The organism is Oceanobacillus sp. FSL W7-1293 (assembly GCF_037969815.1).
Taxonomy (GTDB): domain Bacteria; phylum Bacillota; class Bacilli; order Bacillales; family Amphibacillaceae; genus Oceanobacillus; species Oceanobacillus oncorhynchi.
This window is the reverse complement of record NZ_CP150212.1, coordinates 4,395,298-4,421,734: the sequence shown is the minus strand read 5'-3', so window position 1 is coordinate 4,421,734 and position 26,437 is coordinate 4,395,298. Positions and strand designations below refer to the sequence as shown.

Below are 26,437 nucleotides of genomic sequence, written 5' to 3'. Positions count from 1 at the left end.
AACAAAATAGTAATCAAAAAAAGACAGCAAGATATGATAAAAAATCTTGCTGCCTTTTTTAATGGCTTAAGAGCTTTTTTCTTTCGCCATAAACTTATCATTTTTTACTAGAACTGCTTTGATTTTGCGATAGGTGTAATCTTCCGGCAAAGCCTCTTTCAGCTCTTTCAATCCAGTTGGATCAATTTCTTCGTGCTTGGATAAGATTTTGCCTTCTTCCTCGGTATTAAAGAATAGATTCCAATTCAGCGTATATCCCTTTTGGAAAGCCTGAAAAATATGTGATTCGATGGTCAGCTCTTTTAAATCCCGGATGGAAGCAATTTCTCGAATCGTTTTGCCTTTTTGCAGGAGCTCATACGATATTTGATAGGACGGCCGGTCATCCGCATCTTTTGCTTTCGCAGCCTTTTGATAATGAATGGCAGTAGGGGCTTTGTAATCCGGATTTTTTTCTTTCCATTCGGCAACAGCTTCCAGGAAGGCTTCTCCATAGAGTTCATATTTCTTTTGCCCTACTCCTTTTAACCGTAAGAATTCATCCTTATCTTCTGGAAGGTAACGGGCCATTTCTTTTAATGTCATATCTGAAAACAGCACATAAGGAGGTAAATCCAGCTCCTGCGACATCGATCTTCTTAACTGGCGCAGTGTCTCAAAGAGATCATCACTGTAATCTGTTTCACTTACAGCAGGGACATCCTGGATAAACATGGTAACATTTTCTTTTCCAGTCAAGATGTCCATGGACTTCCGGTTTAGTTTTAAAACAGGAAACTGCCCTTCTTCTGCAGATAAGCATTCTTCAGCGATTAAGAAGTGAATTCTTTCTGTAATTTCCTTCTCCGTATATTTGGATAAGATGCCGTAAGTAGATAATTTCGATAAGCCAAACTGAATCAGTTTTTTATCCTTGGAACCTTTTAATACTTTTGCAGTCATGGAAGCGCCAAAGCGTTCACGCATGCGCTTTACACAGGATAAGATCATTTGTGCTTCTTCGGTAATATCCTCTAACTCTCCTTGCTTCAGGCAATTGCTGCAGCGTCCGCAAGAAACGGAAGAGGCGGCCGAACCCATCTCAAAATAGTTTAAAATGTAACTGTATAAGCAGTTTTGTGTACGGCAATAGTTCACCATTTTATTCAATTTTTGATATTCCCGCTGTGTTCCTTCTTCATCCAAATCGGATTTCTCAATCAGAAATTTCTGAGTATGGATATCTTGAGGAGAGAAAAGCAGGACACAGTTGCTTGGCTCGCCGTCACGTCCTGCTCTTCCGGCTTCCTGATAATACGATTCCATATTCATCGGGATGGCATAATGGATAATAAAGCGGACATTTGATTTATCAATCCCCATTCCAAACGCGGTGGTGGCGACCATCAACTCTGTCTGGTCAAAAATAAAGGCCGTTTGCGCAGACTGCCGTTCCTGTTCGGACAATCCGCCGTGGTACTTAGATACAGCATAACCTTTTCCTTTTAGGACATCATAGACATGTTCGACCTGTTTTCGCGTAGCTGCATAAATAATACCGACTTCTCCCTGATGTTTTTTCAGATAGGAAAGAATATAATCTATTTTATTTACCCCTTTTTCGATAAAAAAGGAAAGATTTTTTCTTTCAAAGCCAGTATGCACTGTATTTGCAGGAGCGATATGTAAAAGGGTTTGGATGTCTTCAATTACTTCAGGGGTCGCTGTCGCGGTGAGTCCCATAACCGTTGGATTGCCGCCAATCTCCTGGAGAATAGGAACGATAGAGCGGTAGCTTGGGCGGAAATCATGGCCCCACTGGGATATACAGTGCGCCTCATCAAAGGCAATCAGAGATATATTGGTCTGCTGCAAGGCTTGAATAAAAGCCCCTGATTCAAAACGCTCTGGAGCAACATAAACAAATTGATAGCGATTTTGCTGCATTGCTATTAAACGCTGATACTGCTCACCTGCAGGTATGGAGCTGTTAATATAAGTTGCTGCTGCCCCGAGGGCATGCAATCCGTCGACTTGGTCTTTCATCAGTGAAATAAGCGGTGAAATGATAATTGCTGTTCCATTCATCGCAAGCCCGGGTACTTGATAACAGAGTGATTTTCCGCCGCCGGTTGGCATCACAGCAAGGACATTTTCACCTTGGTCGATCGTATCAATAACTTCAGCTTGTCCAGGCCGAAAACTGGAGTAACCAAAGTAATTCTGTAAAATATTTAAATGCTTTTCCATAAATAAATCTCCCTTTTTAAGGTTGGTTGAAGCTGCGAATATTCGCCCCATTAAAACCGCTGTAGCATGAATTGCTGATATAGGAAAGAATAGCTTGAGTTTATTATTTCGAGTTTGTATATGTTAGATAATTACATCATTATTCTACTTTCTATCCTAGAACGTTTTAGCCCGAAAGTAAAGTAAGGAAAAAGGGTGAATAATAGCTGGAAATGCTGTCAAAAAGCAAATATGACATAAGGAAATGTTAATTTTTCGATGGACAACTTCATATGAATTTACATTTCCTTGTTTCATCTTTAAAATATGCTATATCTTTTTGAAAAGGAGGAGGATATATGGTACCTTCTTTGCTGTTTGAATTAATGTTGATTGGCTTATTAGGTGTCGCTTCCCAATGGGTCGCATGGCGCTTTCGTATGCCGGCTATCGTTGTGATGGCTGCTACAGGACTAATCATTGGCCCTGTTTTCGGATTAATTAACCCAGAACAGGATTTTGGGGACTTGTACAGTCCGCTTATCTCTGTTGCTGTAGCAATTATATTATTTGAAGGAAGCTTAAATTTAAGCTTTAAAGAATTACGCGGAATTGGAAAACCAATCTTTCGGATATCTACAGTAGGCGCATTTATTGCCTGGATTTTAGGGTCGCTGACCGCTCATTATATTGCCGGATTATCCTGGGCGGTGGCCTTTGTGATTGGCGGTTTGTTTGTTGTGACCGGTCCGACCGTAATTATGCCGCTTTTACGTCAGGCGAAGCTGAAAGCACGCCCGGCGAAGGTTTTAAAGTGGGAAGGGATTATTGTTGATCCAATTGGAGCATTGCTTGCGGTTTTTGCTTTTGAAATTATTACATTTATCACCGCATCTAATCCCGAAGCCAGTCAGATTTTATTATTCTTCGCAGGCTCGATATTTGCCGTCTTCTTAGGCTGGATATTAGGACGCGGACTTGGCTGGATGTTCGAAATGGGGCATGTGCCTGAATTCCTGAAATCTCCGACAGTTGTCGTCGTTGTCTTATTCTGTTTTACCATTGCGGATGTCGTTATGCATGAGACAGGACTTTTATCTGTCACTGCGATGGGAATTACTCTGGCAAATATGGGGATTCGCTCTGTATCGGATATGCGCCATTTTAAAGAAAATATTTCTGTACTGCTGATTTCAACCATTTTTATTATGCTGACAGCCTCTTTGGATGTGGCAACGATTATGCAGATTTTTAACCCTCATATTATTGGCTACGTATTATTGATGATGTTTGCTGTCCGTCCCTTATCTATTTTCTTGTCAACTATTGGAACAGGGCTCAGTCTTAATGAAAAAGTGCTGATTGGCTGGATTGCACCGCGGGGAATTGTTGCACTAACGGTTTCTGGTTATTTTGCCGGGGTGTTAACAGAAGCTGGCTATGAGGATGCATCTATCCTGACGGCATTAACCTTTGCGCTGGTTATCTTTACGGTTATTGCGCATGGATTTTCTATCGGCTGGCTTTCTAAAAAGCTCAATCTGTCGAATAAAGGGAACCCGGGAGCGCTTATAGTCGGAAGCAATGCATTTACGATTCAATTGGCTAAATCATTAAAAGAAGCAAATTATCCGTCTATCATTGTAGATTCTTCATGGGAAAATCTTTCTCTGGCAAGAAAAGAAGGCCTGCAATTTTATCATGGGAGTATGCTGTCCGAACAGACAGAGCATCATCTCGATACAATTCCATATGAGTATTTATTAACGCTGACACATGATAAATCGTATAACTCGCTCCTCTGTACAACATTTCTTCCGGAATACGGAAGAACTAACGTGTTTAAAGTGAGTCCGTACACAACATTCAAGGATAATGGATACTCAACAGGTATGGTTTCACAGGTTGGCGGCCGTATTTTATTTGATAAAAAATTCTCTCTGGAGGATTTAATCGATAAGGCGGAAAATGGCTTTACTGTGCGGCAGACAACACTCACCGATAAATTCACGTTTGAACACTATAAACAGACAAAAGACCCGGAGACGGTGTATTTGTTCTTGATCAAACCATCCGGACAGCTGAAGTTTTTCTCTGAAGAAATGCGTACCGTACCTGCATCTGGAGATAAGATTGTCAGCTTAACAAAAGGGAAGGAAACAGAGAGAACCTCTGATCAAAAACAAGGAGGCTAACGTATTCTCTTTTGGAGTGATAAAGCATGGTGATTATTTAATCATCATGCTTTTTTACTCCAAAGATTATCCGTCATCATTCAAAATTGTTATTATTGGAACTACAAAATCAGTTTAAGAGGGATTTGTATATAAATTAGAGCGTATTAAATCCTTTGAGTTAATCTGTTAAAAGAAAGCCGATAGGTTAAAAAACCAATCGGCTTAGACTATCATCAATACTTATTAAAGATTAACAGCCTTTGTGCGGCTTGCTTCTTTTGAATGTAATTTTTTCATTACAAATCTTGCAATAGGCTGTGCAATTAATAACTCAATCCAAAATGCAACACCAAAGTTTCTAAACCAGCTATGAAAAAAGTTCTGAAAAGGTTCAAGGCTAATTTGTTTTGTACCAACCCAAGTTCCGATAATTGTAAGAAGAATAGATAAGACTGTAACATTCAATAAAGTATTTAATAAAATTCTAGCATTGAATCCATCTGTTTTTCCTGCGAACTTTGGCAACACCTTACCAACTAAGGGCCCCGCAACAAATCTTACTAATATCATGACAATAACCCACATAATCGGAATAACCTTTAAAGTTTCCAAGTAATTTTCCTTACTGAAGCCCAATTCCATTCCCATAATGATAGGTGCAATCGTGTTGACTGAAATAATCGAAATAATCAACGCAAAAATAATGCCTTCTTTTGGACTTTGAGGCAGTCTATCTTCCTTATGCATATTTGTACCCTCCGAAAAAATAAAATTTCAGATGGCAGACGTATCATTCGACATATATTTTTGGTTCATAAAACTTATACCAATATCTCTACACACTGATTATTTAATTTTAAACAAGTTTTTAAATGAATTCCAGTCTTGAAAAAAATGAATATATATGAGCAAAAAGGATTTTTGCTTGTTAACTATGGTTGGCCGGAGCGGAGCTATGCACCATCACCAATTCCAAAAAGGCCGGATATTTCACCAAAATGCAAGCATGGTAATGGAGGATATGTTCATCCTGAAATAGCAGGATATATATGCTTATTCTTAGGTGCGAAAGTTGAGTTAGTAAGCTAATTATATTGTGATTTCTAATGATAAAATGATGTAGACTCTTATATGTCAACAAAAAAACAGCAAGCTAGATTAAATGATTTAGCTCGCTGTTTATTTCTTTTTTCACGTTTTGCACCTAAAAGAGAACTCGTTAGCAATGAAGTGAGTCAGTATTTTATATAGTTCAGTTATATTGTTCCAATTCTTTTCTTACCTCAGCAATTTCTCCTTCTAAACGGACCAATTGCTCTTCGGCAGAGGAGACACGTCCTTTGACGAATTCTAACTTGTCTAAATCCCCTTGGATACGAATGTAATCAGACTTTAATTCGTCTAATTTCTGTTGCAGTTCTGCTTTTGTTGTCAAGAAAACCCCTCCTAAATCAATGCATCGTCTTTATTTCTTCTCGATTCCACAAAGGTTTGATAAAAGTGGATTACAATTGTCCGGATTACTGCATACACAGGGATAGCGAATAAAATTCCTAAAAATCCAGCAATACTTCCTGCCGCCAGGATAACTGTGATAACAGTCAGCGGATGCAGGTTAAGTGCCTGCCCCATCACATTAGGAGAAATAAAGACACTTTCCAGCTGCTGTGCAACAAACATAATAATGGCTATCCAGATGATATTCATTGGATCCTGGAATCCCGCAACCAGGATAGCTGGAACAACAGCGATATAAGGTCCCAAAAATGGGATGACATTCATCATCATACCGAATAAGGCAAGTACGACGGCATATTCTAAACCGATAATCAAGTAGCCGATTAACAAAAGGACACCTACTGCAAAACTTACTAATAACTGTCCTTGGATAAACGAGGACAATACATTATCGATTTTACTTAATAGGCCATGCAGGTTATCTGCTTTTTTCTTGCTGAAAAATTGCAGGATAAAAGGTACAAGCTTCTCTCCATCCTTCAACATGAAGAAAAGGAAGAAAGGCACCAGGATTATGCCGGCAATGATGCTTACCAATTGGCCGATAAAGCTTCCTAAAAAGCCAAAGACATTATTCAATACACTCTCAATATGTCCGGGAATATCATTGGCAAAATTATTGATGGCATCAATTACCTGATCAGGGACTAAAGCAATATTCTCCTGCCAATACTCAATCCAACTCTCGACCGTATTAACCATTCCAGGAATACTGTCCATTAAATTATCAAACTGATCACGGGCAATCGGCCAGATAAATACAATGAATAGCGTAACAACCCCAATAATAACAAGAAATACGATAATAATAGATAAAATCCGCGGTATTTTATATTTTACCAGCAAATTCATCAACGGCCGGGTCAAGTAATAAAGAATACCTGCACCGATAATCGGAAGAGCTACAGCACCGATTAATTGCAGAACAGGTGTAAAGATAAAATGTGTTATAGAGATGAGAAAAATTAATGTAAACAAACAAATGAAAAAGATAAAAAATTGAAACCAGCGTTTCTGTGTCATTGAATCACACTACTTTCTTTCCAAGTTATGCTATATATTATTTTACATTAACCGAATTCAGAAAGCTATAAACATCTGCGAGGGATTTAAGAAGATTTCCAAGGGATAAATATGAAGTTATTGTAAAAGATATTGACAAAGGTCATAAAAAAGGTTTTAATAAAGTATACTTAATAAATGGCTGACAAAGGACATGCATGAAATATTTTTGCTGTCTGGAAACGTCATATTTAAAAATCTTTGTGAACATTTATTTCCTAAAGGGGAGTAGCTGTACACGTAAAGTCGTCATTACGAGATAATCATCTCCGGCTTTATGTGGCAACCAGAAAAGTTGTTAGCGAGACCTTTACCGATTGCAGGTAAAGGTCTATTTTTATGGCCTTTTCTGCAAAACACATGTAGAAGAGGAGAATACATCATGGGAACAGAACTACTGCTGGAGTATTTATGGGTCTTGCTTGTATTAGTTGCATTAGAAGGCTTATTAGCAGCTGATAATGCGCTTGTACTGGCCATCATGGTAAGACACCTTCCTGAAAAACAAAGGAAGAGAGCATTATTTTATGGATTAGCCGGGGCATTTGTGATGCGTTTTGCGTCTTTATTTGTTATCTCATTCCTGGTCGATTTCTGGATTGTACAAGCGTTAGGTGCTGCTTATCTTTTATTTATATCAGGAAAGAATTTGTACGACAGGTTTAAGAAGAAAGAGCCCGAGACGCCCGATGCATCGGGAGAAAAGGGCGGAAAAGCTGGTGTGACAGGAAATCAAGAACCAGAGCAAGCATCTAAAAAGGAATTTTGGATGACCGTGGTGAAGGTAGAATTTGCAGATTTAGCATTTGCTGTAGATTCCATTTTAGCAGCTGTTGCCTTAGCGGTAGCATTGCCTCCAACTGGTTTTGGACATGTTGGAAGTCTGGATACCGGCCAATTTGCTGTTGTATTTGCCGGCGGTATGATTGGTTTGATTATTATGCGATTCGCTGCTAATATCTTTGTAGGTCTCTTGCACAAACGGCCAACATTGGAAATTGCCGCCTTTCTGATTGTGGGCTGGGTAGGAGTGAAACTGGCTGTTATTGTATTAGCTAATCCAGATTTAGCTGTGATTCCAGAGCACTTTCCGCACTCTACATTATGGAAAGCTTCCTTCTATATTATTCTTGTAGGAATCGCATTAGCAGGCTGGTTTGCATCTAGTCCGAAATTAAAAAGAAATAAAGAACAGTCCAGATAAATGTAATCACGTACTGTGAGGAAAAGTCGTGCTGCCCTGTAATAGGAACAGCACGACTTTTTTAATCAGCAAATTTTAAAATTCTATTTTTTGTAAAAATTCTTCCCGTGCGTCATAATTGAAAGAAAAGAAAAAACAAGGAGTGATCCGGATGACATTGCATCACTTTCATCTAGAAGGGAAATGGCAAGGCGGCCGTAACAGCGAAGGGTATATCGGGGCCGGGAACTTACAAACGAAAATCTCCATCCCGCCAGAAATGGATGGGCCCGGTATTGGTACCAATCCAGACGAAATGCTGCTTGGAGCGGCTGCGACATGCTATATTATTTCATTGGCAGCCATGCTTGAACGTGCGGAAGTTCCCGTTAATACCATGAGCATAACTTCTGAGGGGATGGTAGACGTAACAAATGGCATTTTCACCTACGAAAAAATCATCCACCGTCCCCAGGTTACCCTAAAAAAAGAGGCGACAGAGCAGCAAATACGCTTAACCAATAAACTCATTGAAAAAGCAGAAAAATCATGCATGATTTCAAGAGCAATAAAAGGAAACGTTCAATTAGGACTGGAGCCAACAGTTCAGATAGAAAAGTAAAAAAGTATCAAGGTCATATGAGACAAGGAGAACTTCAGCTCAAATTGTTATCATATGACTTTTTACTGGGGGGTGAAATAAAAGCCCGGCTCCATAAAGTTTTGTTTCATGTTACATTTTTTCGAGTCCCTAACAAATAGATTACAAAACGATAAAAATTCCCTTTTTGGGGAGATTTTTTAAATAAAAGCGGGTAAAGTAGAATATACAACTTTAAAATGGTGTACGAAATAGAGGGATGGTCTATGGAACGAAATGCATTTTTTGATAATGCGAAAGTGTTTTTGATTTTTCTCGTTGTTTTTGGTCATATGATTCAGCCTTTTATCAGCGATTCACAGTCGACAGAAGCAATTTATATATGGATATATACCTTCCATATGCCGGCGTTCATTTTATTAGCCGGTTTCTTTGCAAAAGGATCGGGAAATAAGAAATATATATGGAATCTAACGAAAAAGTTAATTGTTCCATATTTTATCTTTCAAACATTATATACGGTTTATTATTTCTTTATAGGAAAAGCAGATTGGCAGACTGGAGTTTTCTATCCGCAATGGTCATTGTGGTTCTTATTTAGCTTATTCAGCTGGCATATTCTGCTTGTGTTATTTAAAAAGATACCTGCTGGCTGGAGTATTACTTTATCCATATTTATAGGTATCGTTGTCGGTTATTTTGGAGAAATTGGGCATTCGTTCAGCTTATCCAGAACATTTGTGTTTTTTCCATTCTTCTTGGTTGGTTACTGGTTAACCGTCGACCAAATGATGCTGGTGAAGCATCGCAAAGTGAAGATCGCTTCAATTGCTGTGATGGCAAGTATGTTCTTATTAATTTATGTGTTCCCGGTTATCGATACCGGGTGGCTGCTTGCTTCAAAATCATACAGTAATTTAGGTGTGGAGAGTTTCGGCGGCTTCGTGCGGTTATTTGTTTATGCCATTGCAGCTGTGATGACAATTAGTATATTAGCCTGGATTCCTAAAAGAAACCTGGGGTGGGTAACGACCCTTGGAACAAGAACATTATATGTTTACTTATTGCATGGTTTCATTGTTCAGTTCCTGCGAGAATTTGATTTATTATCTGTTCATCATTGGTTTGATGTCGTCGGAATCGCCGGCTTGTCAGCGCTGATTGTCATTTCGCTTTCCAGCAAGCCTATTTTGACCATCTCCCAGCCGCTGATTGAGGGACGCTTAGCCAAGGTCAAATCATTATTTAACCACCGGCACAAAGGAACATCTTCTTAAAAAATGTAAAATTAAAAAATGCGGAGTTCCCGGGAAAGGACTCCGCATTTTTTATTGATTTTAAAATAATAGATGCGCAATAATGGTGATAATTGGCAGTGTAATCACGGTACGCATTAAAAAGATAATTGCTAAGTGACGGAAGGATACTGGAATTTTAGTACCCAGGATTAGTCCGCCGACTTCAGACATGAAAATAAGCTGTGTCACAGATAAGGCAGCAATAATGAATCGTGTTATTTCTGCCTCTACGCCAGTAATTAAAATGGCCGGCAGGAACATATCTGCAAAACCAATCAGAATAGTTTCAGATGCTTCCTGGGCAAATGGAATCTGCATCAGTTCTAAAATAGGAACGAATGGCATTCCAAGCCACTGGAAAAGCGGTGTGTATTCTGCAATAATCACTGCGAGCGTTCCAAATGTCATTACAACAGGCGTGACAGCAAACCACATATCAAAAATATTTTTCCCGCCATCTACAAAAAAGGTACGGAAGCTTGTTTCTTTCTCTGCACGTTTGACGGCATTTTTGAACCCATGAGTAAATACATTATCAGAGGCAGGAATTTTTTCATCGTCAGTTCTTTCCTTGCCGCTGATATAGGTATTTGGCATCTTAGAGAGTGGCGGAATACGCGGCATAATGAAAGCAGCAGCTCCTCCTGCAATCAGGATAGTCAGGTAAAAAGGCAAAAACATATGCGCTAAATGAACTTGTTGTAAAATAACTAAGGTGAACGTGATGGATACAACAGAAAACGTTGTACTGATAATAGCTGCTTCGCGCTTCGTGTAATAACCTTCTTCATACTGTTTATTTGTCAGCAGTACCCCGATAGTCGCATCTCCGACCCAGGAAGCTAAGCTGTCGACAGAAGCTCTGCCCGGGAGACGGAATAAAGGCCGCATGATATTTCTCATGATACCTCCGAAAAACTCCAGCAATCCAAAATTAGTAAGGAAAGGTAAAAAGAGACCGGCGAATAAAAAGGTAACAAACAAGGTATGCAGCAGGCTGTCCAGAAGCATGCCGCCTGTATCTTCGCTGTAAACAAACTCCGGACCAATTTGAAAATAAACCATAATCGCAAACACGGCTGCTAATAGACGTGTAATTGTCCAGAACCATGTCGTATAAAATAATTGATGCAGGAAAGGAGATTTGCTGAAAGTTGATTCACCGGCTAGTTTAGCAAAGACAGTGAATCCAGCAGTGACAATAATAACAATCATCATAATAAGAGACAGATTGCTTTCAAGTATATCCTGCAGTGTACCGGCTAAAAAGGCAATAGGTATGGTAAACCCTTCCTCTGTCGGTAATGGATATAAGAATAGGAATAAACCTAATAAAGACGGAATAATGAATTTAATGATCTGGCTAAAGGAATAGGACTTCATTTATTTTCCTCCTAAATAATATAGAAACTAAAAATTGCAACTGTATGATTATACAATCAAACGTAATTTTATTCAATAGGGTATAGCTAGATAATGATTAAAGATAGCAAATAAAGGGAATATAAAAGTATATTAGGGAAATTTAGCGCCAAAATCATTTACGTGACAGTAAAATGTTTTATATAATAGGATAGTAAGAAAGTTTATTTTATTATATGTACCCAAAAGATGTATAGAACATTCCTGTTTCACGTATTGTAAGGATGGCAGGTTGAAAAAGCAAGCTTCATCCAGTTTTAAGGAATCATCATAACAGCATACAATAGGAGGTATAAATGATGAGCGATTATTTACGTAAAGGATTTTTACTGGGGCTGGGTGCTGCAGTAAGCGGGAAAGAGAAATTTGAACAAAAAGTGAAAGAATTAGTGGAAAAAAATGAGTTAACACAAGAGCAGGCAAGAACTGTTTTAGATAATTTTATTGAAAAAGGCAGCACCAAAAAAGATGAATGGGATGAAAGAAGCAAAGAAAAGAAGAAAGACTTGGCTAGAGAAACCGGAATGGCAACAACGGATGACATCGATGAACTGCGCGCCAGAATTATTGTGCTTGAAGACAAGCTGGGCGTTTCCCTGGAGGAAGAAGCTGACACAGAAGAAGAGCAGAATTAATGTTTAAGGGCAGGATGCTTTCGAAAGGGTGAAAGTGTCCTGCTTTTTTACTGCATAAGCACGGAAGCGGGGGAGGGTAGAACATGCCGACAGTTCATGGACCAGTGGTTGATAATCAAACAAGATGCAGGCATTATCATACGCTAAAAGATATTATTGCCATTAAATTTAAATGCTGCCAGAAGTATTATCCGTGCTTTCAGTGCCACGAAGAATGTGAAGATCACAAAGCAGCTGTATGGGGGAAAGATGAATTCGATACGCCGGCGATTTTGTGCGGTGTTTGTAAAACAGAACATACGATTAAACAGTATTTAAATACGGACAAGTGCCTCCGTTGTGAAGCTGCCTTTAACGAAGGCTGCCAACATCATTATCATTTATACTTTGATTATACAGCGGATTGTAAAAGACAATAGCCTATCCGTTGTTGACATCATTTAATTATCATAAACATATTGTAATTTTACGCTATTTCTATTAGTATCATATATAAGCACCAGGTACTAAATATGAAAAAAGGAAGAGACGCATGTATTATTTTGCTGCATATCTATTAAAAGTTATATTGAGTTTATTTGGACGTGTAAAGGTATTTCAAAAAGAAAAACTCCCGCAATCAGACGGGTATATTATTGCATGTACCCATACAGGCTGGGTCGATATTTTGTGGTTAGGAGTCAGTCTATTGCCGACGAAAGTCCACTATATGGCGAAGAAGGAATTATTTCAATCCGGACCTCTAAGATGGCTGATGAAAAAATTAAATGCATTTCCTGTGGACCGGGATAATCCAGGACCCAGCACGATTAAAGTGCCTCGCAAGCTTTTAAAAGAAGGAAAAGTCATCGGTATTTTTCCCAGTGGCACAAGAACAACGAATCAGGTTCCGTTAAAAAGAGGGGCTGTCACCATCGCCGCATACAGTAAGGCGCCGATTGTTCCAGCTGCTTACACAGGTCCAAATAATTTTAAAGAGCTTTTCAAGTTTAAAAAGCCGAAAATTATCTTTGGCGATCCGATTTATTTGCCTGAGGATGCCCCTCGAAAAGAGGCAATGGATCAGATGATGGAAATAATGAATGAAAAGTTATACGCATTGCAATCAACAATAGAAGAAAAATAAAGCAATAGCTTCACGCGAAGAAAGAATTTTCTTCTGACATATTCAGCGTAATGAATGAAGATATATGTCAGAAGAATTTTTTCTTGTTAAAATTTGCTGCAATAAGCAGATGAAGCGTTTTCTCTAGAAATAAAAACTTGAAAAATTCTCCTATTGAAGATAAAAATAGACAATGCTATAATATTTCTATATTTGACTGCGCAGTATAGGGGGAGTTTTCAAGAATGAAAAACTTTTTTCATCTATATCATCAAACTTCAATACAGCTAGGAAGAGAATTAGAAGAATCTGAGGTTATATTTTTGAAATGGATGTATGAACGCTATACCGTGGAGGAAATACCGGGAAGAAAGCTGAACGTAAATCGTATATTACGTTAAAGAGCAGAGAGGCGGCTATCGTCTGAAGCTCTTTTTTTATTGCATACAAAATGATAGAATTGTTGCCGTGTGGATAACTATTTATAGAAAAACAGCCGTGTCCAGCTCCGAGAGCCAAACTTTAGAGATTTTACGTCGCGCCCTACGGTAAAGAAGACTTAGCGATTGGCAAGCCGTCAGGCGCAGACAGAGGTAAAGTCGCACTTATGCCCTGTGGGTGAAAGTCATCATCGATTCGCTAAAGCTCATCGTGATTCCTTTATCACTTTAAATAATGGAAGTTCGACCAAGGTCGAACCACCCCAAAATTCGGGGCGCAATCTCTACGTTTTTAAGCAGGCGCTCTGCGCTTTTGTTCTGTTTTCAGGTTTTGAACGGTGAGAAGTTTACCTAATGGATTTCTGTGCTATAATTCGTAATGAGTGTAGATAAAGGAGGGGTTGTATGGCTGTAAGCAATGAAATAATAATCAATAAAATGATTCATGAGCTGGAAGAAGCCAAAAGCAAAGCCCATCAGGAAGGTCAAGTAAAAAAACATATGGAAAATATCCACCTGTTAAGTGAACTGTTTCTTTCAGGGAGCTCTGATTCCAGTGTTGCCAGTCAGAAGCAAGTAAGTATAGAAGATACAGAGGAGCAAATTTCAGAAGCAGAGATGAGGGCAATGCTCGGCAAGCAGCCTGCGGGCAAAGGGGCTGTACCGGAGAAGAATAAGCTGATAGAAGAAGATGCGAATGGAGATTCTATATTTGATTTTTAGGTTATGGAAAATGCATTTTATATAATATGTCATGATTAGGAGATGAAAAGATGAAGTTATTTTTAATCATTGGAGCTATCCTTGGATTTCTGGCAGTTGCTTTTGGAGCGTTCGGTGCACACGGTTTGGAAGGAAGGCTGTCCGAAAGAGCCTTAACAAATTGGGGCAAAGCGGTAGATTATCAAATGTTCCACACCGTAGCCATTGTTGCAGTTGCGCTTCTTTTAGGAAAATTTGAAGGAAGCAGCCTCTTTGCATCCAGCGGCTGGCTGTTCTTAGCAGGTATTATTTTATTTTCAGGAAGTTTATATATCTATGCTTTAACCGGGGTCAAAGCGCTTGCGATGATTACACCAATCGGAGGATTGGCCTTTTTGGCAGGCTGGGTTCTGTTGGGGATAGGCGCGATGAAATTAGTATGAAAAGATACGTTTTAGCCTTTGAATTTTAAGGTTAAAACGTTTTTTTTATATATAAAAGAAAAGAGAAGTAAGAAATATAAACAATAAAACAGCCCGGATAACCTGTTTCATGGCATCCGAAGCTCTGTGTGTATACAGCAGAATGAAAACATTACTGAGCATGCTGAATACAAAAAGATAACAAGCAAGGAATAAAAAGAACATCCATCCTGTTATCCAGGCAAAAATCCCGGCAAAGAGGCCGCCGATCATTGCGAGCATTTCCATGCGTATAAATTTTTCCAGAGGGTGTCTCATTTTAATCTCCTCGCAATACACACATTTTAAGGTAAATAAAGCGTAGACGTCACGAATGTCTACGCTTTATATTGCAGTTTCCTTTTCATTATCTTGGATTGTAGTTGGGTGATTGGTCCTGATTGCCGCCATATGGGTAAGAATAGTTGATTTCCTCATCAAATAATACATAATCGAGATACACCATTAATAATAAGAAACGGCGGTTGGAGTCTTCCTCCCGAATTAAAATATGATCCCGTCCGGCTTCCTCAATATAGCCTCGAAATGACGTTGGCTGCTGTCCTTCAAAGGTCAGGTAAAAGGTGCCTAATTTTCCGCGGTTCAATCGTAAAATATTCTCAATAAAAGATTGCTGGTTGGTTAACTGCCCGCCGCCAGTTCCATTGCTTGGCTGGGCATACTGTCGAACGGAATAAGCCGGATAAAAACTTCCTGTTGCCTGAGGATAATAGTAATATGGGTTAGGGTAGTAAGCCTGGTTATTATTCACCGGCTGATTTGGATTCATTTGATCACTCATAAATTCACTCTCCTTCAAAATAAAAACGTCATGCTATACATGCAATATAAAAAGTTATCCATCTCTGCTTACCGAAATACAGTTGGACACTCCTCTGCAGATGGTGCATAAAAGCAATGTGATTTAAACCTTCCCGTATTCCATTGACCGTACCATTGGTCAGGACAGGATCCTTCAGGCATAAAGAACCAAAGCGAATTGGAAGCAGGATGCTGCATCTCGCCTTGTAGAGATCTTCTTGCAAGACGTTTTTCGGATTCTCTTGCCCGCTGATAAAAATATCCTTTCTGCGTTGCTTCAAATCCTCCAGGACTCTGAAAAAACTTATTCGATATGGTGCGGATATCCGTGAAATCCAAACAATCCGCAAGAACACGGTTAACCCCTGTATTACCTGCCATCAACATGCCAAGGCCGCCGTCTCCCTCTGCCTCAGCACGCATTAGCCGGGCAAGTAAATCAACATCTGCTTCATTATGAGCAATAATAGCCATAGATCGACCTCATTTCTCGATTTTCATAGTTATAAAGATTTTTGCATGAAAGAATTCTTTTTCAAGAATTTCTGCGTCTAGCTCCGAGCGCCAAAAACTAGGAGATTTCACGGCGCGCCCTACGATAAAGAAGACTTAGCGACTGGCAAGCCGTCAGGCGCAGACAGAGCCATAGTCGAACTTATGCCCTGCGGGTGAAAGTCAACATCGGTTCGTCACCTCACCGTGTTTCCTTTATCTCAGGGGTAAATGAAGTTCGACTAAAGTCGAACCACCCCCAAAGAACGGGGGCGCAGTCTCTACGTTTTTAAACGGGCGCTCTCCGCTTTAGATTTAAAATCTTCGGTGCAAGCTCATTAATGATATGTATGTAGGCAAGTGTATTTTCATGATTATTTTTTCACAAAAAAAAGAGGCCATCTCAGCCTCTTTTAATAAATGAAATTATAATGCAAGATAATTGGAAAGTTCATCTGGTGCTAAGTAATTACCCATGATGAAATCGCCAAACTCTGCATATTTTGTTGTTACTTCATCAAAACGCATTTCATAAACGATTTTCTTAAACTGCAGCGGGTCATGAGCAAATAATGTTACGCCCCACTCCCATTCATCCAGTCCAATCGAGCCAGTGATGATTTCTTTTACTTTACCGGCATATTTACGTCCGGTCATGCCATGTTCATAAAGTAATTTGGTGCGTTCTTCTTTCTCAATGGCAAACCAGTTTGCTTCCGGCTCCCGGCGTCTTGCCATTGGATAGAAGCAGGCATGCTCCCATTTCGGCATAATCGGTCTTAAGCGCTCTTTAACATATGGAGAAAGCTCGCGATCCTCACCGGCTTTCATTGGATCATGCATTGTCATTTCAATAATGGATACATAAGAATAAGCAGGGATTAAGAAATCACCTAATACCGATTTATTGATAGCTCTTTTGATTTCTTCCAGCTCGTCCATTGTTTCACGTAAGAAAATAAACATCAGATCTGCTTTATTTCCGACAACTTTGAATATACTATGACTGCCTTCTTTATTTTCTTCTACCGTTTCCCATTGTTTGATAAGTTCTTCAAACTCTTGTATTGCTTTATTTCTTTCGTCTTCTGAAATGGATTTCCAAGATGTCCAATCAAATTGACGAGTATCATGTAATGCGGACCAGCCATCTACAGTTACTACTGCTTCTGCCATCGTTCATACACTCCTTCATATAAATTAAATACTGAATCACTATTAACTATAGCATAACCAGAGGGTGGGAATCATATAAAAAAAGACGCAAAATCATGATATTTTACGTATTGTCAAGGGTTTGTCAAAATTGGGAAGCAGGGAAAGGCCGATTCAGGAACATGATGAACGAGGAGGAACGGTGAAAAATGGAAGGGAATATGCTTGCTGCTAAAGAAAAACAGATGTAATCCTTTACATTGATTTTTCGGGGTTCAAGGCTTTATTTGTGCTGTTAAATGGTATATCATTAAAGAGAATTTGAAGGTAAAAACGAATTGTTTTTTCCAAACAAAAAGTCCGTAACTATCATTTTAATATGTTAATTATTATAGGAGGTTTCATCATGGGTTTATTTGAACAATTAACAGAGAAAGTAAAAGGAAACGGCAAACGCATCGTATTTCCAGAAGGATTAGACGAACGTGTCTTAACAGCAGCAGGGCGTCTGGCGGAAGATGCTGTGCTGACACCTGTCGTCATCGGCAATAAAGAAGAAGTAGAAAAGAAAGCAGCAGATCTTGGTGTACAAGCATCTGGACTAGAAATTATTGATCCGGCAAGCTATGAAGGCTTCGGGGAAATGGTTGACGCTTTTGTAGAAAGAAGAAAAGGAAAAGCAACTGAAGAAGATGCAAAGAAAATTCTTTTAGATGAAAACTATTTTGGTACGATGCTCATCTATTTAAATAAAGCAGACGGTCTGGTAAGCGGTGCTGCCCATTCTACAGCAGATACCGTACGCCCGGCACTACAAATTATTAAAACAAAAGAAGGCGTACAAAAAACTTCCGGCGTATTCATTATGGTAAGAGATGAAGAAAAATATGTATTTGCTGATTGTGCAATTAATATTGCTCCAGACAGCAATGACCTTGCAGAGATTGCTGTAGAAAGTGCGAAAACAGGAGCGCTATTCGATGTGGATCCGCGTGTTGCTATGCTCAGCTTCTCTACTGCCGGTTCTGCAAAATCGCCAGAAACAGAAAAGGTTACCGACGCTTTAACGATTGCAAAGGAAAAAGACCCTTCTCTTGTAATCGATGGAGAATTCCAATTTGATGCTGCCTTTGTTCCAAGTGTTGCAGAGAAAAAAGCACCGAATTCTGTTATCAAAGGGGATGCTAATGTATTTGTATTTCCAAGTCTGGAAGCAGGGAACATTGGTTACAAAATCGCACAGCGCTTAGGCGGATTTGAAGCAGTAGGTCCGATCCTGCAAGGGCTGAACAAGCCGGTAAATGACCTGTCCAGAGGCTGCAGTTCAGAAGATGTGTACAACCTGGCACTTATCACAGCAGCTCAAGCAGCAGCTGAATAATCTATGCATACAAAAACAGCCTGATCAGAACTTCTGAACAGGCTGTTTTTGTATGCATTTTGAACAGGTGCTTATCACGGAGAAAAATCCGTAAACCTCTCATGGCATGAAGCATCGTTTTATATATTTTCATTTCGTTTTATCATTTGCTGATACCGTTTATCAAAATTTTCCTGCTCTGTATCCTGCATCGGCATGGTAATGATTTCTTCTGTCAGCCCATTTAATGTATCCATTACACGCTGTTTCACTTCTTCGACTGTTAAAGGTATTCCCAGTAAATCAGAAAGGGAAGCCATCACATCAGGGGTCACCTCTGGATAAGTAAAGGTAGTCGCTTCATTTTGTTTGGCAATATGATAAAATTCCCGAATCAGGGAAGCACGTGCCTTACTGTTTCCTTCAATATCCAGATAAATTTGTACGGAAATCCCTTTTTTGACCCGGCGCTGAGAAATACCAGCGAATTTTTTGCCGTTAATACTTAAATCATAATCTCCGGGACAGTAGGAGCCGACAATTTCATAGGCTTCAATCGCATCGGTTAAATCCGCAAACATGGCCTGGACAAACTGAACCATCGCCTCATAGCAGTCATAAATGGATAAGTCATTTGCCCCGGGGATAATTAGGGAAATATTAAGCACGCCTTCATCCAGAGCAACCGCAAGCCCCCCTGAATTGCGGACAATCCCTTGATACCTTTTTTCTTCAAGAAAGGCCATCCCCGCATCAATATGAGGCAGACGAGAATCCGGGATACCTAAAACAATGGTATCTGGATGCACCCATAAACGGATAACAGGAGGAGAAGCTGCTTCACTGACGGAAATAGCCAGAGCATCATCCACAGCAAAGGAGGCGAGGGCTGTATTCGGTTTGCCCGCCACCATTGTTGCTGTGGAGTGGTCTATATAACGAAATGTTTTATGTCGAATAATTTCTTTCCAATTTTTCATCGTGTTCATCCTAAACCTTTCATCAACTGATTAACTATATTATAATATATTCAAAGCATATATGGAAAAGAAGTATAAGTACGTGTTCAAAACAGACCCCAAAATTTCGTCAGTAACTTCCACAGGATACAGTGGCTTCTATGTTGCCTGTACAACGTAGATGTAGAAGTCCCTTTTCCTGCAGTGTCATTTTTATTGGGCTTCTTGAACGACTTCTATAAAAAGATAGACAAAAGCTTTCCGATAAAAGTTCAAGTATTTAATCTATCTTTTTCATCTAATAAAATTAAGTACTATAACTAGCGACGGTTTTTGATGGGACGAGTAACCGCAGCAATGTTGTCAGGTTAATGAATTTTATTGAATATTATATTTGTTACAGATGGGTAGTAAAACCTATCTAGCGGAGGGAAAATACGGAGACTCCTATGGGAAAGCGCAGGGTGAAGACCCCGCAGAAAAAAAGCGAACTTCTTTTTTTCGAGGAGGCTGAGCGCAAGCCCATGGAAAGCGTAGTATTTTTCCGTAGCGGTTGCTAGAAAGGAAATCTTTTATTTCCACTAAACTGGATAACTATACGAAAATTTTTAGGAAACTGCGGATGGAGATAATGATATGGCATATAAAGATGAACAACTAATAGAAGAAAAGGTATTCAAAGATCCGGTCCATCGGTATATTCATGTCCGTGATCGGGTTATTTGGGATTTGATCGCTACACCGGAATTTCAGAGACTTCGCCGGATAAAGCAGCTGGGAACAACGAATCTGACCTTCCATGGTGCAGAGCACAGCCGTTTTAATCATTCGTTGGGTGTCTATGAAATTGTCAGAAGGATCACCTACAATTTTGCAGACCGGGAAAGATGGGATAGAGAGCAGCGGCTGCTGTGTCTTTGTGCTGCGTTACTGCATGATTTGGGGCATGGGCCATTCTCGCATTCGTTTGAGAAAGTGTTTAAGCTGGATCATGAACAGTTTACACAACAGATTATTTTAGGAAGTACAAAGGTCAATGAAATCCTGAAAAAAGTATCTGCCGATTTTCCTGTGAAGGTAGCAGATGTGATTGCCAAAACGTATTCAGACAAGCTTGTTGTCAGTCTGATATCGAGTCAAATCGATGCGGATCGAATGGATTACCTGCAGCGCGATGCGTATTTTACCGGGGTAAGCTATGGCCATTTTGACATGGAGCGTATTTTGCGCGTCATGCGGCCGATGGATGACCAGGTTGTAATTAAATCAACGGGGATGCATGCGGTCGAGGATTATATTATGAGCCGTTATCAAATGTACTGGCAGGTTTATTTTCATCCGGTTACGCGGAGTGCAGAGGTTATCCTGTCAAAAATCTTTCAACGGGCAAAGGTGCTTTATGAGGACGACTCGTATCAATTTCAGCTGGAGCCGACACACTTTATTTCCTTTTTTGAAGAAAAAGTACAGCTGTCCGATTATTTAAAGCTGGATGATATGATTGTATATTATTATTTTCAGCAATGGCAGGAAGAAAAGGATGCTATATTGGCTGATTTAAGCTGCCGGTTTATCAACCGTCATTTATTTAAATATGTGGAATACAACCCGGATCCGCAGATCAATGCAGGAATGGAGCTGTATCAGCTGTTTAAAAAGGCGGGTATTGATCCAGACTATTACTTAGTAGTAGATTCATCGTCCGATTTGCCGTATGATTTTTACCGGCCGGGGGAAGAGGAGGAACGTCTGCCAATCCATCTGTTAATGCCTGATGGCGGTTTAAAGGAACTGTCCCGTCATTCCGATATTGTCGAAGCAATTTCTGGTAAGAAAAGGACGGACCATAAGCTGTACTTTCCTAAGGACAGCATACAACGAATAGAAGATACCGATTTGAAGAAACGAATTTTAGATATATTGTACGGGAAGGAATGACCATTTGTGTTAGACAACCATGCGAAACTGCTCTATTTTTTCTCTAAAGCCAGGCAAGTGACAGGAAGAAAGAAATTACAGAAAATGATTTATATCTTACAGCAAAGCCGAGTTCCCTTTGAAGAAAAATATCAATTTCATTTCTATGGACCCTATTCAGAAGAATTAACGTTGCGTGTCGAGGAACTTTGTAATTTACATTTTTTAAAGGAAGAAAAAGAAGAAAAAAGCAATTATCATCAATACCACTATTCCATCACAGCAGATGGGGAAACTTTCTTAAAGCAATTTGAAGTGAACATGCCGGATATCAAGAATCAAATTAACCTTTTACAGGAGTGCAGCGCCCGCTTTTTAGAGCTGGTCTCGACGATGTTATATTTTTCTTATTTGTCAAAGGAAGAAATAATTGATAAAGTGCACACCGTAAAATCGAAACTGAAATACACAGATGAGGAGATGACAGAAGCATTCCGATTTATGGACGAGCTGGGGAATAAGTCTTCTCACTAAAAAACCTTTTTAGAACATGGTAGAATGAGACAAAGCTCAGAATGAATGTCAGGAGGCGAATACAATGACGGAAGAAAATAAAAAGAAGAATACATTCACGATTATAAAAGATGATTCAACGGACGGGCACGGCGGTTATGGTGCGGGAACAGTCAGTCTGGAAAATATGTCATCGATTATCGTCGATCCAAATGAAGATAAAGCATATGTGGATATGGATGCGATGCATGCAAGAAGTTCCGTAGAGCGTCGTGTGAAATGGATAAGAGATCGTGAAGAAGTGCAAGGCGGAAAGCTTTATTGGATTGTCTGGGTAACGGTGGAAAAAGGAGAAAATGGTCCTTACTATGCCGGGGTTGCCGGCAGTGAAATCCGCGTGAACCGGGAAATCAAACGTGCTTATAAATCCATGGCAGAGCATGTGAAGCATATGGAGAAATCCTTAAAGGGCAAAATTATTGTAGAGCACATGGATAATCATTCTAAAAAATTACTTGGTGACTTCTTAAAAGAATTCAAACCGGAAATGTGGGAAAACTCTACTGCAGAGCTGAAAGAGCAATTAGATATTTAAACCAAAACAATGACAAAATTGTGAATGAATTATGAACATATTTAGAAATTCTTGTACTTTTCTCAAATCCTTTGTAAACTATGAGTACATGGGCTGAACTCATGTTTACTAGGACAAAAAAGCGGTTCGTATCGAATTAATCGGTACGAACCGCTTTTTTGTCCTATTTTCATCATAAATGACGAACTAAATATAAACTTAAAATAAGTCAGATTAATTTAAAAAAAGTATTGAAATTCGACAATTATTGCTATAAAATACACTAAAACGATAAGAATTATATAATTTATTTGGAAAAGAGGATTAAGAAGATAAATGGGATCACATGTTATTGATTTACGGATGTTGCAAAATAATTTTAGCACAGAGGAAATGCGTCAGATTTGGAATGATGAAAATAGATTGCAAAAAATCCTTGATGCAGAGGCCGCTCTTGCGTTAGCTCAAAGTGAACTTGGTGTCATTCCGGAAAAAGCGGGAGAAACCATTGCCGAAGCTGCCAAAATAGAGAACTTTGATGTAGAGGATATTGCGCAGGAGGCAGTAAAATTAAAGCATTCGCTGATGGCTACGGTCAATCATCTGCAGGATTTGTCAGGGGAATATGGAGAGTTTGTTCACTTTGGTGTTACCACACAGGATATTACAGATACGGGAACCATACTCCAGTTAAGAGAGGCTCATCAGATATTATCCAGAGATATGAAAGAAACCGCACAATTGCTGGTTGAACTTTCAGATAAATATAAAAATACACCAATGGCTGCGCGGACACATGGCATGCAGGGGCTTCCTACCACATTTGGATTTAAGCTGGCAGTGGTCTTGAGTGAATTTGACCGTCACCTGCAGCGATTGAAAGAAGCGGAGACACGTACGTTTACAGGTGTTCTTGCCGGAGGAGTAGGTACATATGCAGCGCTTGGAAATATTGGCCCGAAGGTAGAAACGAAGGCATTGGATAAACTGAGCTTATCTACACCAGATATTTGCTGGCATTCCTCTCGTGACCGTATTTCGGAGTATGGGTCCATTCTTGGACTTGTCAGCGGATCATTAGGCAAGCTGGGGAATGAATTCTATAACTTAATGCGGACAGAGATTGATGAACTGGAAGAGCCGTTTCAAGCTGGAAATGTTGGTTCGACAACCATGCCGCACAAACGGAATCCTGCTTTGTTTGAAGGAATTGCGAGCTTGACCAAACCTGTATTACACAGTGTGAGTCTGCTTCATGAATCATTGGTTATGGATCATGAACGGGATGCAAAGAGCTGGAGAAGCGAATGGGTAGCGCTGCCGGAAATTTGTTTATATCTATCTTCTCAGCTTAAAACCACAATTAATGTATTAAAAGGATTGATTGTGAAGCCGGAAAATATGCTTCGTAATTTGAATATGCAAGGCGGCTTATTATTGTCCGAACGAATTATGTTTGCGTTATCAGAAAAGGTTGGAAAGCAGACCGCTCATCATCTGGTATACGAGCTGTCTATGAAATCCTACGAAGAAAATATTCCGTTTAAAAAAACACTGACAGAAGATGAAGTGGTAAGCAGCGTATTATCAGAGGAGCAAATAAATGATTTATTGGATCCGAGTCAATATACCGGTTTGGCGAGTGAAAAAGTAGAAGAAGTCATTGCTCAAATAAAAAAAGGAGCTCTTTTACATGGGTAAACTAGCATTCTATCAAGCTACTGAAGATAATGTATCAGAAATAAAGGAGCTCACATTAAAAGCTTATGCATCCATTCGCGATCTTGGTATCCATTTCGCTGCTGCAACAGCAGATGATGCACTGGTTAAGAAAAATATAAATGAAAATATATGTTTTTATATGAAAGATGATGAAACTACTGTAGCGACTGCATCCATCCGGATGCCTTGGAGTCCGCACCACGGTCCCTATGAAATTCCGCATATTTGGTGGGTAGCTGTCGATCCGCAATATAAACGAAAGGGATATGCATCTAAAATTCTTGATTTTGTGGAACAGGATTATTTAGCTCGCCAGCTACATTGTCCATCGGTGAGTCTAGGAACAGCAAAAGAGCACCCCTGGTTGGCAGATATGTACATCAAGCGTGGTTACCAACCAGTCGGAGAAGCGGATTTAGGAAAGGGTCATCAGACGGTTTATTTGGAAAAATTACTATTGGGCAAAGAATATAAAAAGAGATAAGAAGGCGGGTTATAGAAAAATGAAAAAATTGATATTGCTAGCAGGAAGCATAGTTTTAATAACTATTCTAGCTGCATGCGGGGGTTCCGGAAGCTCTGAAGAAGGTTCAGGCGATAATGTAATACAAGCAGGGACAACTGCGCAAAGCTATCCAAATGGCTATGAAGAAGACGGAGAATTAGTAGGCTATGATGTAGAAGTATTAGAAACAGTTGCTGAAAACTTAGGCTATGAAGTTGAATGGGTAACAACAGATTTTTCAGGACTTATGGGACAGCTGGAAACAGGACGGATTGATACCGTTGCGAACTTTGTGGCTGTAACAGAGGAAAGAGCTGAATCATATGACTTTTCGGTGCCTTATGCGTATGCCGGTGCAACCATTGTGACTCATGAGGATAACGATTTTACAGACTTAGAACAATTTAAAGGGAGAACTGTTTCTGGGGTATTGGGTTCCAATAATGTTAAAAATCTAGAAGCCTTTGATCCGGAAATTGAGCCAAGAACGTATGAAACACGTGATGGTGCGATGAATGATGCTATCAATAACCGTGTCGACGGCTATGTGAATTCGAAGTCTGCTTTAATCGCAGAGATCGAATTAGGAGATTTACCGCTTAAATTTGTTGGAGAACCATTTGTGTACGAAGATATTTCTTTCCCGTTTACACAGAATGAGGAAGGTGCGGCATTGCGTGAAGAATTTGATGAAGAATTAGAAAAGCTTCGTGAAGACGGTACACTTGCAGAAATCTCAGAGAAATATTTTGCCGGAGAGGATATAACCGTACAAGAATAATTTATTTGGCTGAGCATATGAAAACAGAAGTAATGCCGCTGTAAGCATCTGGGTTGATGACGCAGTCCCAGCTCCGACAGCGGCTTTCACTTCATGACTTGGCTGGTCTTCATTTTTGAAGTTTTTCTAACTGGAGGATGACATATGGATTTTAATATAGACTTCGTTTATTTAATAAGTTTGATTCCAGACTTATTACCATTTATACCACTTACATTATTTTTAGCGATTGTTACGATGGTGATTGCAGTTGTTTTGGGGATGGTTATCGCACTGGTGCTGCGATCAGGGATACCTGTCCTAACGCACTTAGCTATCGCCTATGTTTCGTTTTTTAGGGCAATTCCATCCCTGGTTCAACTTTTCTTAATCTATTACGGGCTGCCGCAGATTTTTCCTGCTCTAAGCGGAATGACGGCGATTGCTGCTGCTATCCTTGGTTTAAGTCTGAAGCAGGCAGCCTATTTAGCAGAAATATTTCGTGCTGCACTCGCTTCTGTTGATAAAGGACAAATGGAAGCTTGTCTATCTGTTGGAATGACAAGAGTTCAAAGCTTTCGCAGGGTTATTTTGCCCCAAGCAGTACGAAATGCAACGCCTGCAACAGGAAATATTTTTATTGGATTGATTAAGGAAACATCCCTGGCGTTTACATTAGGAGTTGTAGAGTTGTTCGCACAAGGGAGAATACTTGCCGCTTCCTCCCTGCGCTTTTTCGAGACGTATTTAGCCCTGGCGCTCTTATACTGGGCGATGATTATTATTTATACGTTTATTCAGCAGGCGCTTGAAAAAAGAATGGAACGGCCATATCAATCATAAGGG

28 protein-coding genes are annotated in these 26,437 nt (G+C 39.6%); 18 read left to right on the top strand and 10 right to left on the bottom strand.

Annotated elements, in window-relative coordinates:
• Positions 1 to 66: 66 nt before the first annotated feature.
• Complete coding sequence (gene recQ, locus MKY65_RS21280; RefSeq protein WP_339180496.1) at positions 67 to 2,229, bottom strand: DNA helicase RecQ; 2,163 nt, start codon at positions 2,227 to 2,229, stop codon at positions 67 to 69.
• A 338-nt stretch (positions 2,230 to 2,567) separates the two neighbouring features.
• Here recQ and MKY65_RS21275 point away from each other — a divergent pair, with 338 nt between their 5' ends.
• Entirely contained in the window at positions 2,568 to 4,403 is a 1,836-nt protein-coding gene (locus MKY65_RS21275) for a sodium:proton antiporter (RefSeq protein ID WP_339180493.1), read from the top strand.
• 225 nt (positions 4,404 to 4,628) lie between these two features.
• On the opposite strand, the gene MKY65_RS21270 is transcribed toward MKY65_RS21275, so the two are convergent.
• The 3 genes from MKY65_RS21270 to MKY65_RS21260 form a co-directional block, all read right to left on the bottom strand.
• Positions 4,629 to 5,132 carry a hypothetical protein gene (locus MKY65_RS21270; protein WP_339180491.1) on the bottom strand — a complete coding sequence of 168 codons (504 nt, stop codon included), beginning with the start codon at positions 5,130 to 5,132 and terminating at the stop codon, positions 4,629 to 4,631.
• A gap of 505 nt (positions 5,133 to 5,637) precedes the next feature.
• Positions 5,638 to 5,820, bottom strand: coding sequence for an SE1832 family protein (locus MKY65_RS21265; protein ID WP_339180489.1), 183 nt, complete (start codon positions 5,818 to 5,820; stop codon positions 5,638 to 5,640).
• Between the two features lie 11 nt (positions 5,821 to 5,831).
• Positions 5,832 to 6,926 (bottom strand): AI-2E family transporter, encoded by a 1,095-nt coding sequence (locus MKY65_RS21260; RefSeq protein ID WP_339180486.1) that lies wholly within the window; start codon positions 6,924 to 6,926, stop codon positions 5,832 to 5,834.
• Positions 6,927 to 7,347: 421 nt separating this feature from the next.
• Here MKY65_RS21260 and MKY65_RS21255 point away from each other — a divergent pair, with 421 nt between their 5' ends.
• The 3 genes from MKY65_RS21255 (at position 7,348) to MKY65_RS21245 (ending at position 10,026) form a co-directional block, all read left to right on the top strand.
• Positions 7,348 to 8,169 (top strand): TerC family protein, encoded by an 822-nt coding sequence (locus MKY65_RS21255; RefSeq protein ID WP_339180484.1) that lies wholly within the window; start codon positions 7,348 to 7,350, stop codon positions 8,167 to 8,169.
• A gap of 151 nt (positions 8,170 to 8,320) precedes the next feature.
• Entirely contained in the window at positions 8,321 to 8,770 is a 450-nt protein-coding gene (locus MKY65_RS21250) for an OsmC family protein (protein ID WP_339180482.1), read from the top strand.
• 245 nt (positions 8,771 to 9,015) lie between these two features.
• Positions 9,016 to 10,026 (top strand): acyltransferase family protein, encoded by a 1,011-nt coding sequence (locus MKY65_RS21245; protein ID WP_339180481.1) that lies wholly within the window; start codon positions 9,016 to 9,018, stop codon positions 10,024 to 10,026.
• A gap of 60 nt (positions 10,027 to 10,086) precedes the next feature.
• On the opposite strand, the gene MKY65_RS21240 is transcribed toward MKY65_RS21245, so the two are convergent.
• Positions 10,087 to 11,430 (bottom strand): YjiH family protein, encoded by a 1,344-nt coding sequence (locus MKY65_RS21240; protein WP_339180478.1) that lies wholly within the window; start codon positions 11,428 to 11,430, stop codon positions 10,087 to 10,089.
• Positions 11,431 to 11,765: 335 nt separating this feature from the next.
• Here MKY65_RS21240 and MKY65_RS21235 point away from each other — a divergent pair, with 335 nt between their 5' ends.
• The 6 genes from MKY65_RS21235 (at position 11,766) to MKY65_RS21210 (ending at position 14,794) form a co-directional block, all read left to right on the top strand.
• Positions 11,766 to 12,104 carry a hypothetical protein gene (locus MKY65_RS21235; RefSeq protein WP_339180475.1) on the top strand — a complete coding sequence of 113 codons (339 nt, stop codon included), beginning with the start codon at positions 11,766 to 11,768 and terminating at the stop codon, positions 12,102 to 12,104.
• 83 nt (positions 12,105 to 12,187) lie between these two features.
• A complete protein-coding gene (locus MKY65_RS21230; protein ID WP_339180474.1) occupies positions 12,188 to 12,523 on the top strand; it encodes a CHY zinc finger protein in 336 nt (111 codons plus the stop codon).
• Between the two features lie 113 nt (positions 12,524 to 12,636).
• Positions 12,637 to 13,230: a lysophospholipid acyltransferase family protein gene (locus tag MKY65_RS21225; RefSeq protein ID WP_339180472.1), complete on the top strand. Its 594-nt coding sequence runs from the start codon at positions 12,637 to 12,639 to the stop codon at positions 13,228 to 13,230.
• A gap of 224 nt (positions 13,231 to 13,454) precedes the next feature.
• Positions 13,455 to 13,610 carry a hypothetical protein gene (locus MKY65_RS21220; RefSeq protein ID WP_339180469.1) on the top strand — a complete coding sequence of 52 codons (156 nt, stop codon included), beginning with the start codon at positions 13,455 to 13,457 and terminating at the stop codon, positions 13,608 to 13,610.
• A 444-nt stretch (positions 13,611 to 14,054) separates the two neighbouring features.
• A complete protein-coding gene (locus tag MKY65_RS21215; RefSeq protein ID WP_339180467.1) occupies positions 14,055 to 14,372 on the top strand; it encodes a YwdI family protein in 318 nt (105 codons plus the stop codon).
• 50 nt (positions 14,373 to 14,422) lie between these two features.
• Positions 14,423 to 14,794: a DUF423 domain-containing protein gene (locus tag MKY65_RS21210; protein WP_339180464.1), complete on the top strand. Its 372-nt coding sequence runs from the start codon at positions 14,423 to 14,425 to the stop codon at positions 14,792 to 14,794.
• 45 nt (positions 14,795 to 14,839) lie between these two features.
• Here MKY65_RS21210 and MKY65_RS21205 read toward each other — a convergent pair whose 3' ends face one another.
• The 4 genes from MKY65_RS21205 to hemQ form a co-directional block, all read right to left on the bottom strand.
• On the bottom strand, positions 14,840 to 15,091 hold the full coding sequence (locus MKY65_RS21205; protein ID WP_339180462.1) for a hypothetical protein: 252 nt from the start codon (positions 15,089 to 15,091) through the stop codon (positions 14,840 to 14,842).
• An 88-nt stretch (positions 15,092 to 15,179) separates the two neighbouring features.
• Complete coding sequence (gerQ, locus tag MKY65_RS21200; RefSeq protein WP_339180459.1) at positions 15,180 to 15,614, bottom strand: spore coat protein GerQ; 435 nt, start codon at positions 15,612 to 15,614, stop codon at positions 15,180 to 15,182.
• A gap of 68 nt (positions 15,615 to 15,682) precedes the next feature.
• Positions 15,683 to 16,108 carry a cell wall hydrolase gene (locus MKY65_RS21195; protein ID WP_339180457.1) on the bottom strand — a complete coding sequence of 142 codons (426 nt, stop codon included), beginning with the start codon at positions 16,106 to 16,108 and terminating at the stop codon, positions 15,683 to 15,685.
• A gap of 444 nt (positions 16,109 to 16,552) precedes the next feature.
• The gene (hemQ, locus tag MKY65_RS21190; protein WP_339180455.1) at positions 16,553 to 17,302 is read right to left on the bottom strand and encodes a hydrogen peroxide-dependent heme synthase; all 750 of its coding nucleotides are present in this window, start codon (positions 17,300 to 17,302) and stop codon (positions 16,553 to 16,555) included.
• A gap of 385 nt (positions 17,303 to 17,687) precedes the next feature.
• On the opposite strand from hemQ, the gene pta reads away from it, so the two are divergent.
• Positions 17,688 to 18,662 carry a phosphate acetyltransferase gene (gene pta, locus MKY65_RS21185; RefSeq protein WP_042529377.1) on the top strand — a complete coding sequence of 325 codons (975 nt, stop codon included), beginning with the start codon at positions 17,688 to 17,690 and terminating at the stop codon, positions 18,660 to 18,662.
• 119 nt (positions 18,663 to 18,781) lie between these two features.
• Here the strand turns inward: pta and MKY65_RS21180 are convergent, their stop codons facing one another.
• Complete coding sequence (locus MKY65_RS21180) at positions 18,782 to 19,621, bottom strand: lipoate--protein ligase family protein (RefSeq protein ID WP_339180453.1); 840 nt, start codon at positions 19,619 to 19,621, stop codon at positions 18,782 to 18,784.
• A gap of 615 nt (positions 19,622 to 20,236) precedes the next feature.
• Between MKY65_RS21180 and MKY65_RS21175 the strand changes: the two genes are divergently transcribed.
• The 7 genes from MKY65_RS21175 (at position 20,237) to MKY65_RS21145 (ending at position 26,434) form a co-directional block, all read left to right on the top strand.
• Positions 20,237 to 21,538, top strand: a complete 1,302-nt coding sequence (locus MKY65_RS21175; RefSeq protein WP_339180450.1) for an HD domain-containing protein — start codon at positions 20,237 to 20,239, stop codon at positions 21,536 to 21,538.
• Positions 21,539 to 21,544: 6 nt separating this feature from the next.
• Positions 21,545 to 22,051 (top strand): YwgA family protein, encoded by a 507-nt coding sequence (locus MKY65_RS21170; RefSeq protein ID WP_339180447.1) that lies wholly within the window; start codon positions 21,545 to 21,547, stop codon positions 22,049 to 22,051.
• 64 nt (positions 22,052 to 22,115) lie between these two features.
• Positions 22,116 to 22,625, top strand: a complete 510-nt coding sequence (locus MKY65_RS21165) for a YwhD family protein (protein WP_212928739.1) — start codon at positions 22,116 to 22,118, stop codon at positions 22,623 to 22,625.
• A 315-nt stretch (positions 22,626 to 22,940) separates the two neighbouring features.
• Positions 22,941 to 24,305: an adenylosuccinate lyase gene (purB, locus tag MKY65_RS21160; RefSeq protein ID WP_339180443.1), complete on the top strand. Its 1,365-nt coding sequence runs from the start codon at positions 22,941 to 22,943 to the stop codon at positions 24,303 to 24,305.
• Positions 24,298 to 24,810 carry a GNAT family N-acetyltransferase gene (locus MKY65_RS21155; RefSeq protein ID WP_339180442.1) on the top strand — a complete coding sequence of 171 codons (513 nt, stop codon included), beginning with the start codon at positions 24,298 to 24,300 and terminating at the stop codon, positions 24,808 to 24,810. The genes purB and MKY65_RS21155 overlap by 8 nt, the downstream gene beginning before the upstream one ends.
• A gap of 19 nt (positions 24,811 to 24,829) precedes the next feature.
• Positions 24,830 to 25,612, top strand: a complete 783-nt coding sequence (locus MKY65_RS21150; protein WP_339180440.1) for an amino acid ABC transporter substrate-binding protein — start codon at positions 24,830 to 24,832, stop codon at positions 25,610 to 25,612.
• A gap of 144 nt (positions 25,613 to 25,756) precedes the next feature.
• Positions 25,757 to 26,434: an amino acid ABC transporter permease gene (locus MKY65_RS21145; RefSeq protein WP_339180437.1), complete on the top strand. Its 678-nt coding sequence runs from the start codon at positions 25,757 to 25,759 to the stop codon at positions 26,432 to 26,434.
• The last annotated feature ends 3 nt before the right edge of the window (positions 26,435 to 26,437 follow it).

Coding starts and splice junctions, on each gene's coding strand:
- recQ (WP_339180496.1), bottom strand. CDS start 2,229: ATGGAAAAGCATTTAAATATTTTACAGAATTACTTTGGTTACTCCAGT.
- MKY65_RS21275 (WP_339180493.1), top strand. CDS start 2,568: ATGGTACCTTCTTTGCTGTTTGAATTAATGTTGATTGGCTTATTAGGT.
- MKY65_RS21270 (WP_339180491.1), bottom strand. CDS start 5,132: ATGCATAAGGAAGATAGACTGCCTCAAAGTCCAAAAGAAGGCATTATT.
- MKY65_RS21260 (WP_339180486.1), bottom strand. CDS start 6,926: ATGACACAGAAACGCTGGTTTCAATTTTTTATCTTTTTCATTTGTTTG.
- MKY65_RS21255 (WP_339180484.1), top strand. CDS start 7,348: ATGGGAACAGAACTACTGCTGGAGTATTTATGGGTCTTGCTTGTATTA.
- MKY65_RS21250 (WP_339180482.1), top strand. CDS start 8,321: ATGACATTGCATCACTTTCATCTAGAAGGGAAATGGCAAGGCGGCCGT.
- MKY65_RS21245 (WP_339180481.1), top strand. CDS start 9,016: ATGGAACGAAATGCATTTTTTGATAATGCGAAAGTGTTTTTGATTTTT.
- MKY65_RS21240 (WP_339180478.1), bottom strand. CDS start 11,430: ATGAAGTCCTATTCCTTTAGCCAGATCATTAAATTCATTATTCCGTCT.
- MKY65_RS21235 (WP_339180475.1), top strand. CDS start 11,766: ATGATGAGCGATTATTTACGTAAAGGATTTTTACTGGGGCTGGGTGCT.
- MKY65_RS21230 (WP_339180474.1), top strand. CDS start 12,188: ATGCCGACAGTTCATGGACCAGTGGTTGATAATCAAACAAGATGCAGG.
- MKY65_RS21225 (WP_339180472.1), top strand. CDS start 12,637: ATGTATTATTTTGCTGCATATCTATTAAAAGTTATATTGAGTTTATTT.
- MKY65_RS21220 (WP_339180469.1), top strand. CDS start 13,455: ATGAAAAACTTTTTTCATCTATATCATCAAACTTCAATACAGCTAGGA.
- MKY65_RS21215 (WP_339180467.1), top strand. CDS start 14,055: ATGGCTGTAAGCAATGAAATAATAATCAATAAAATGATTCATGAGCTG.
- MKY65_RS21210 (WP_339180464.1), top strand. CDS start 14,423: ATGAAGTTATTTTTAATCATTGGAGCTATCCTTGGATTTCTGGCAGTT.
- MKY65_RS21205 (WP_339180462.1), bottom strand. CDS start 15,091: ATGAGACACCCTCTGGAAAAATTTATACGCATGGAAATGCTCGCAATG.
- gerQ (WP_339180459.1), bottom strand. CDS start 15,614: ATGAGTGATCAAATGAATCCAAATCAGCCGGTGAATAATAACCAGGCT.
- MKY65_RS21195 (WP_339180457.1), bottom strand. CDS start 16,108: ATGGCTATTATTGCTCATAATGAAGCAGATGTTGATTTACTTGCCCGG.
- hemQ (WP_339180455.1), bottom strand. CDS start 17,302: ATGGCAGAAGCAGTAGTAACTGTAGATGGCTGGTCCGCATTACATGAT.
- pta (WP_042529377.1), top strand. CDS start 17,688: ATGGGTTTATTTGAACAATTAACAGAGAAAGTAAAAGGAAACGGCAAA.
- MKY65_RS21180 (WP_339180453.1), bottom strand. CDS start 19,621: ATGAAAAATTGGAAAGAAATTATTCGACATAAAACATTTCGTTATATA.
- MKY65_RS21175 (WP_339180450.1), top strand. CDS start 20,237: ATGGCATATAAAGATGAACAACTAATAGAAGAAAAGGTATTCAAAGAT.
- MKY65_RS21165 (WP_212928739.1), top strand. CDS start 22,116: ATGACGGAAGAAAATAAAAAGAAGAATACATTCACGATTATAAAAGAT.
- purB (WP_339180443.1), top strand. CDS start 22,941: ATGGGATCACATGTTATTGATTTACGGATGTTGCAAAATAATTTTAGC.
- MKY65_RS21155 (WP_339180442.1), top strand. CDS start 24,298: ATGGGTAAACTAGCATTCTATCAAGCTACTGAAGATAATGTATCAGAA.
- MKY65_RS21150 (WP_339180440.1), top strand. CDS start 24,830: ATGAAAAAATTGATATTGCTAGCAGGAAGCATAGTTTTAATAACTATT.
- MKY65_RS21145 (WP_339180437.1), top strand. CDS start 25,757: ATGGATTTTAATATAGACTTCGTTTATTTAATAAGTTTGATTCCAGAC.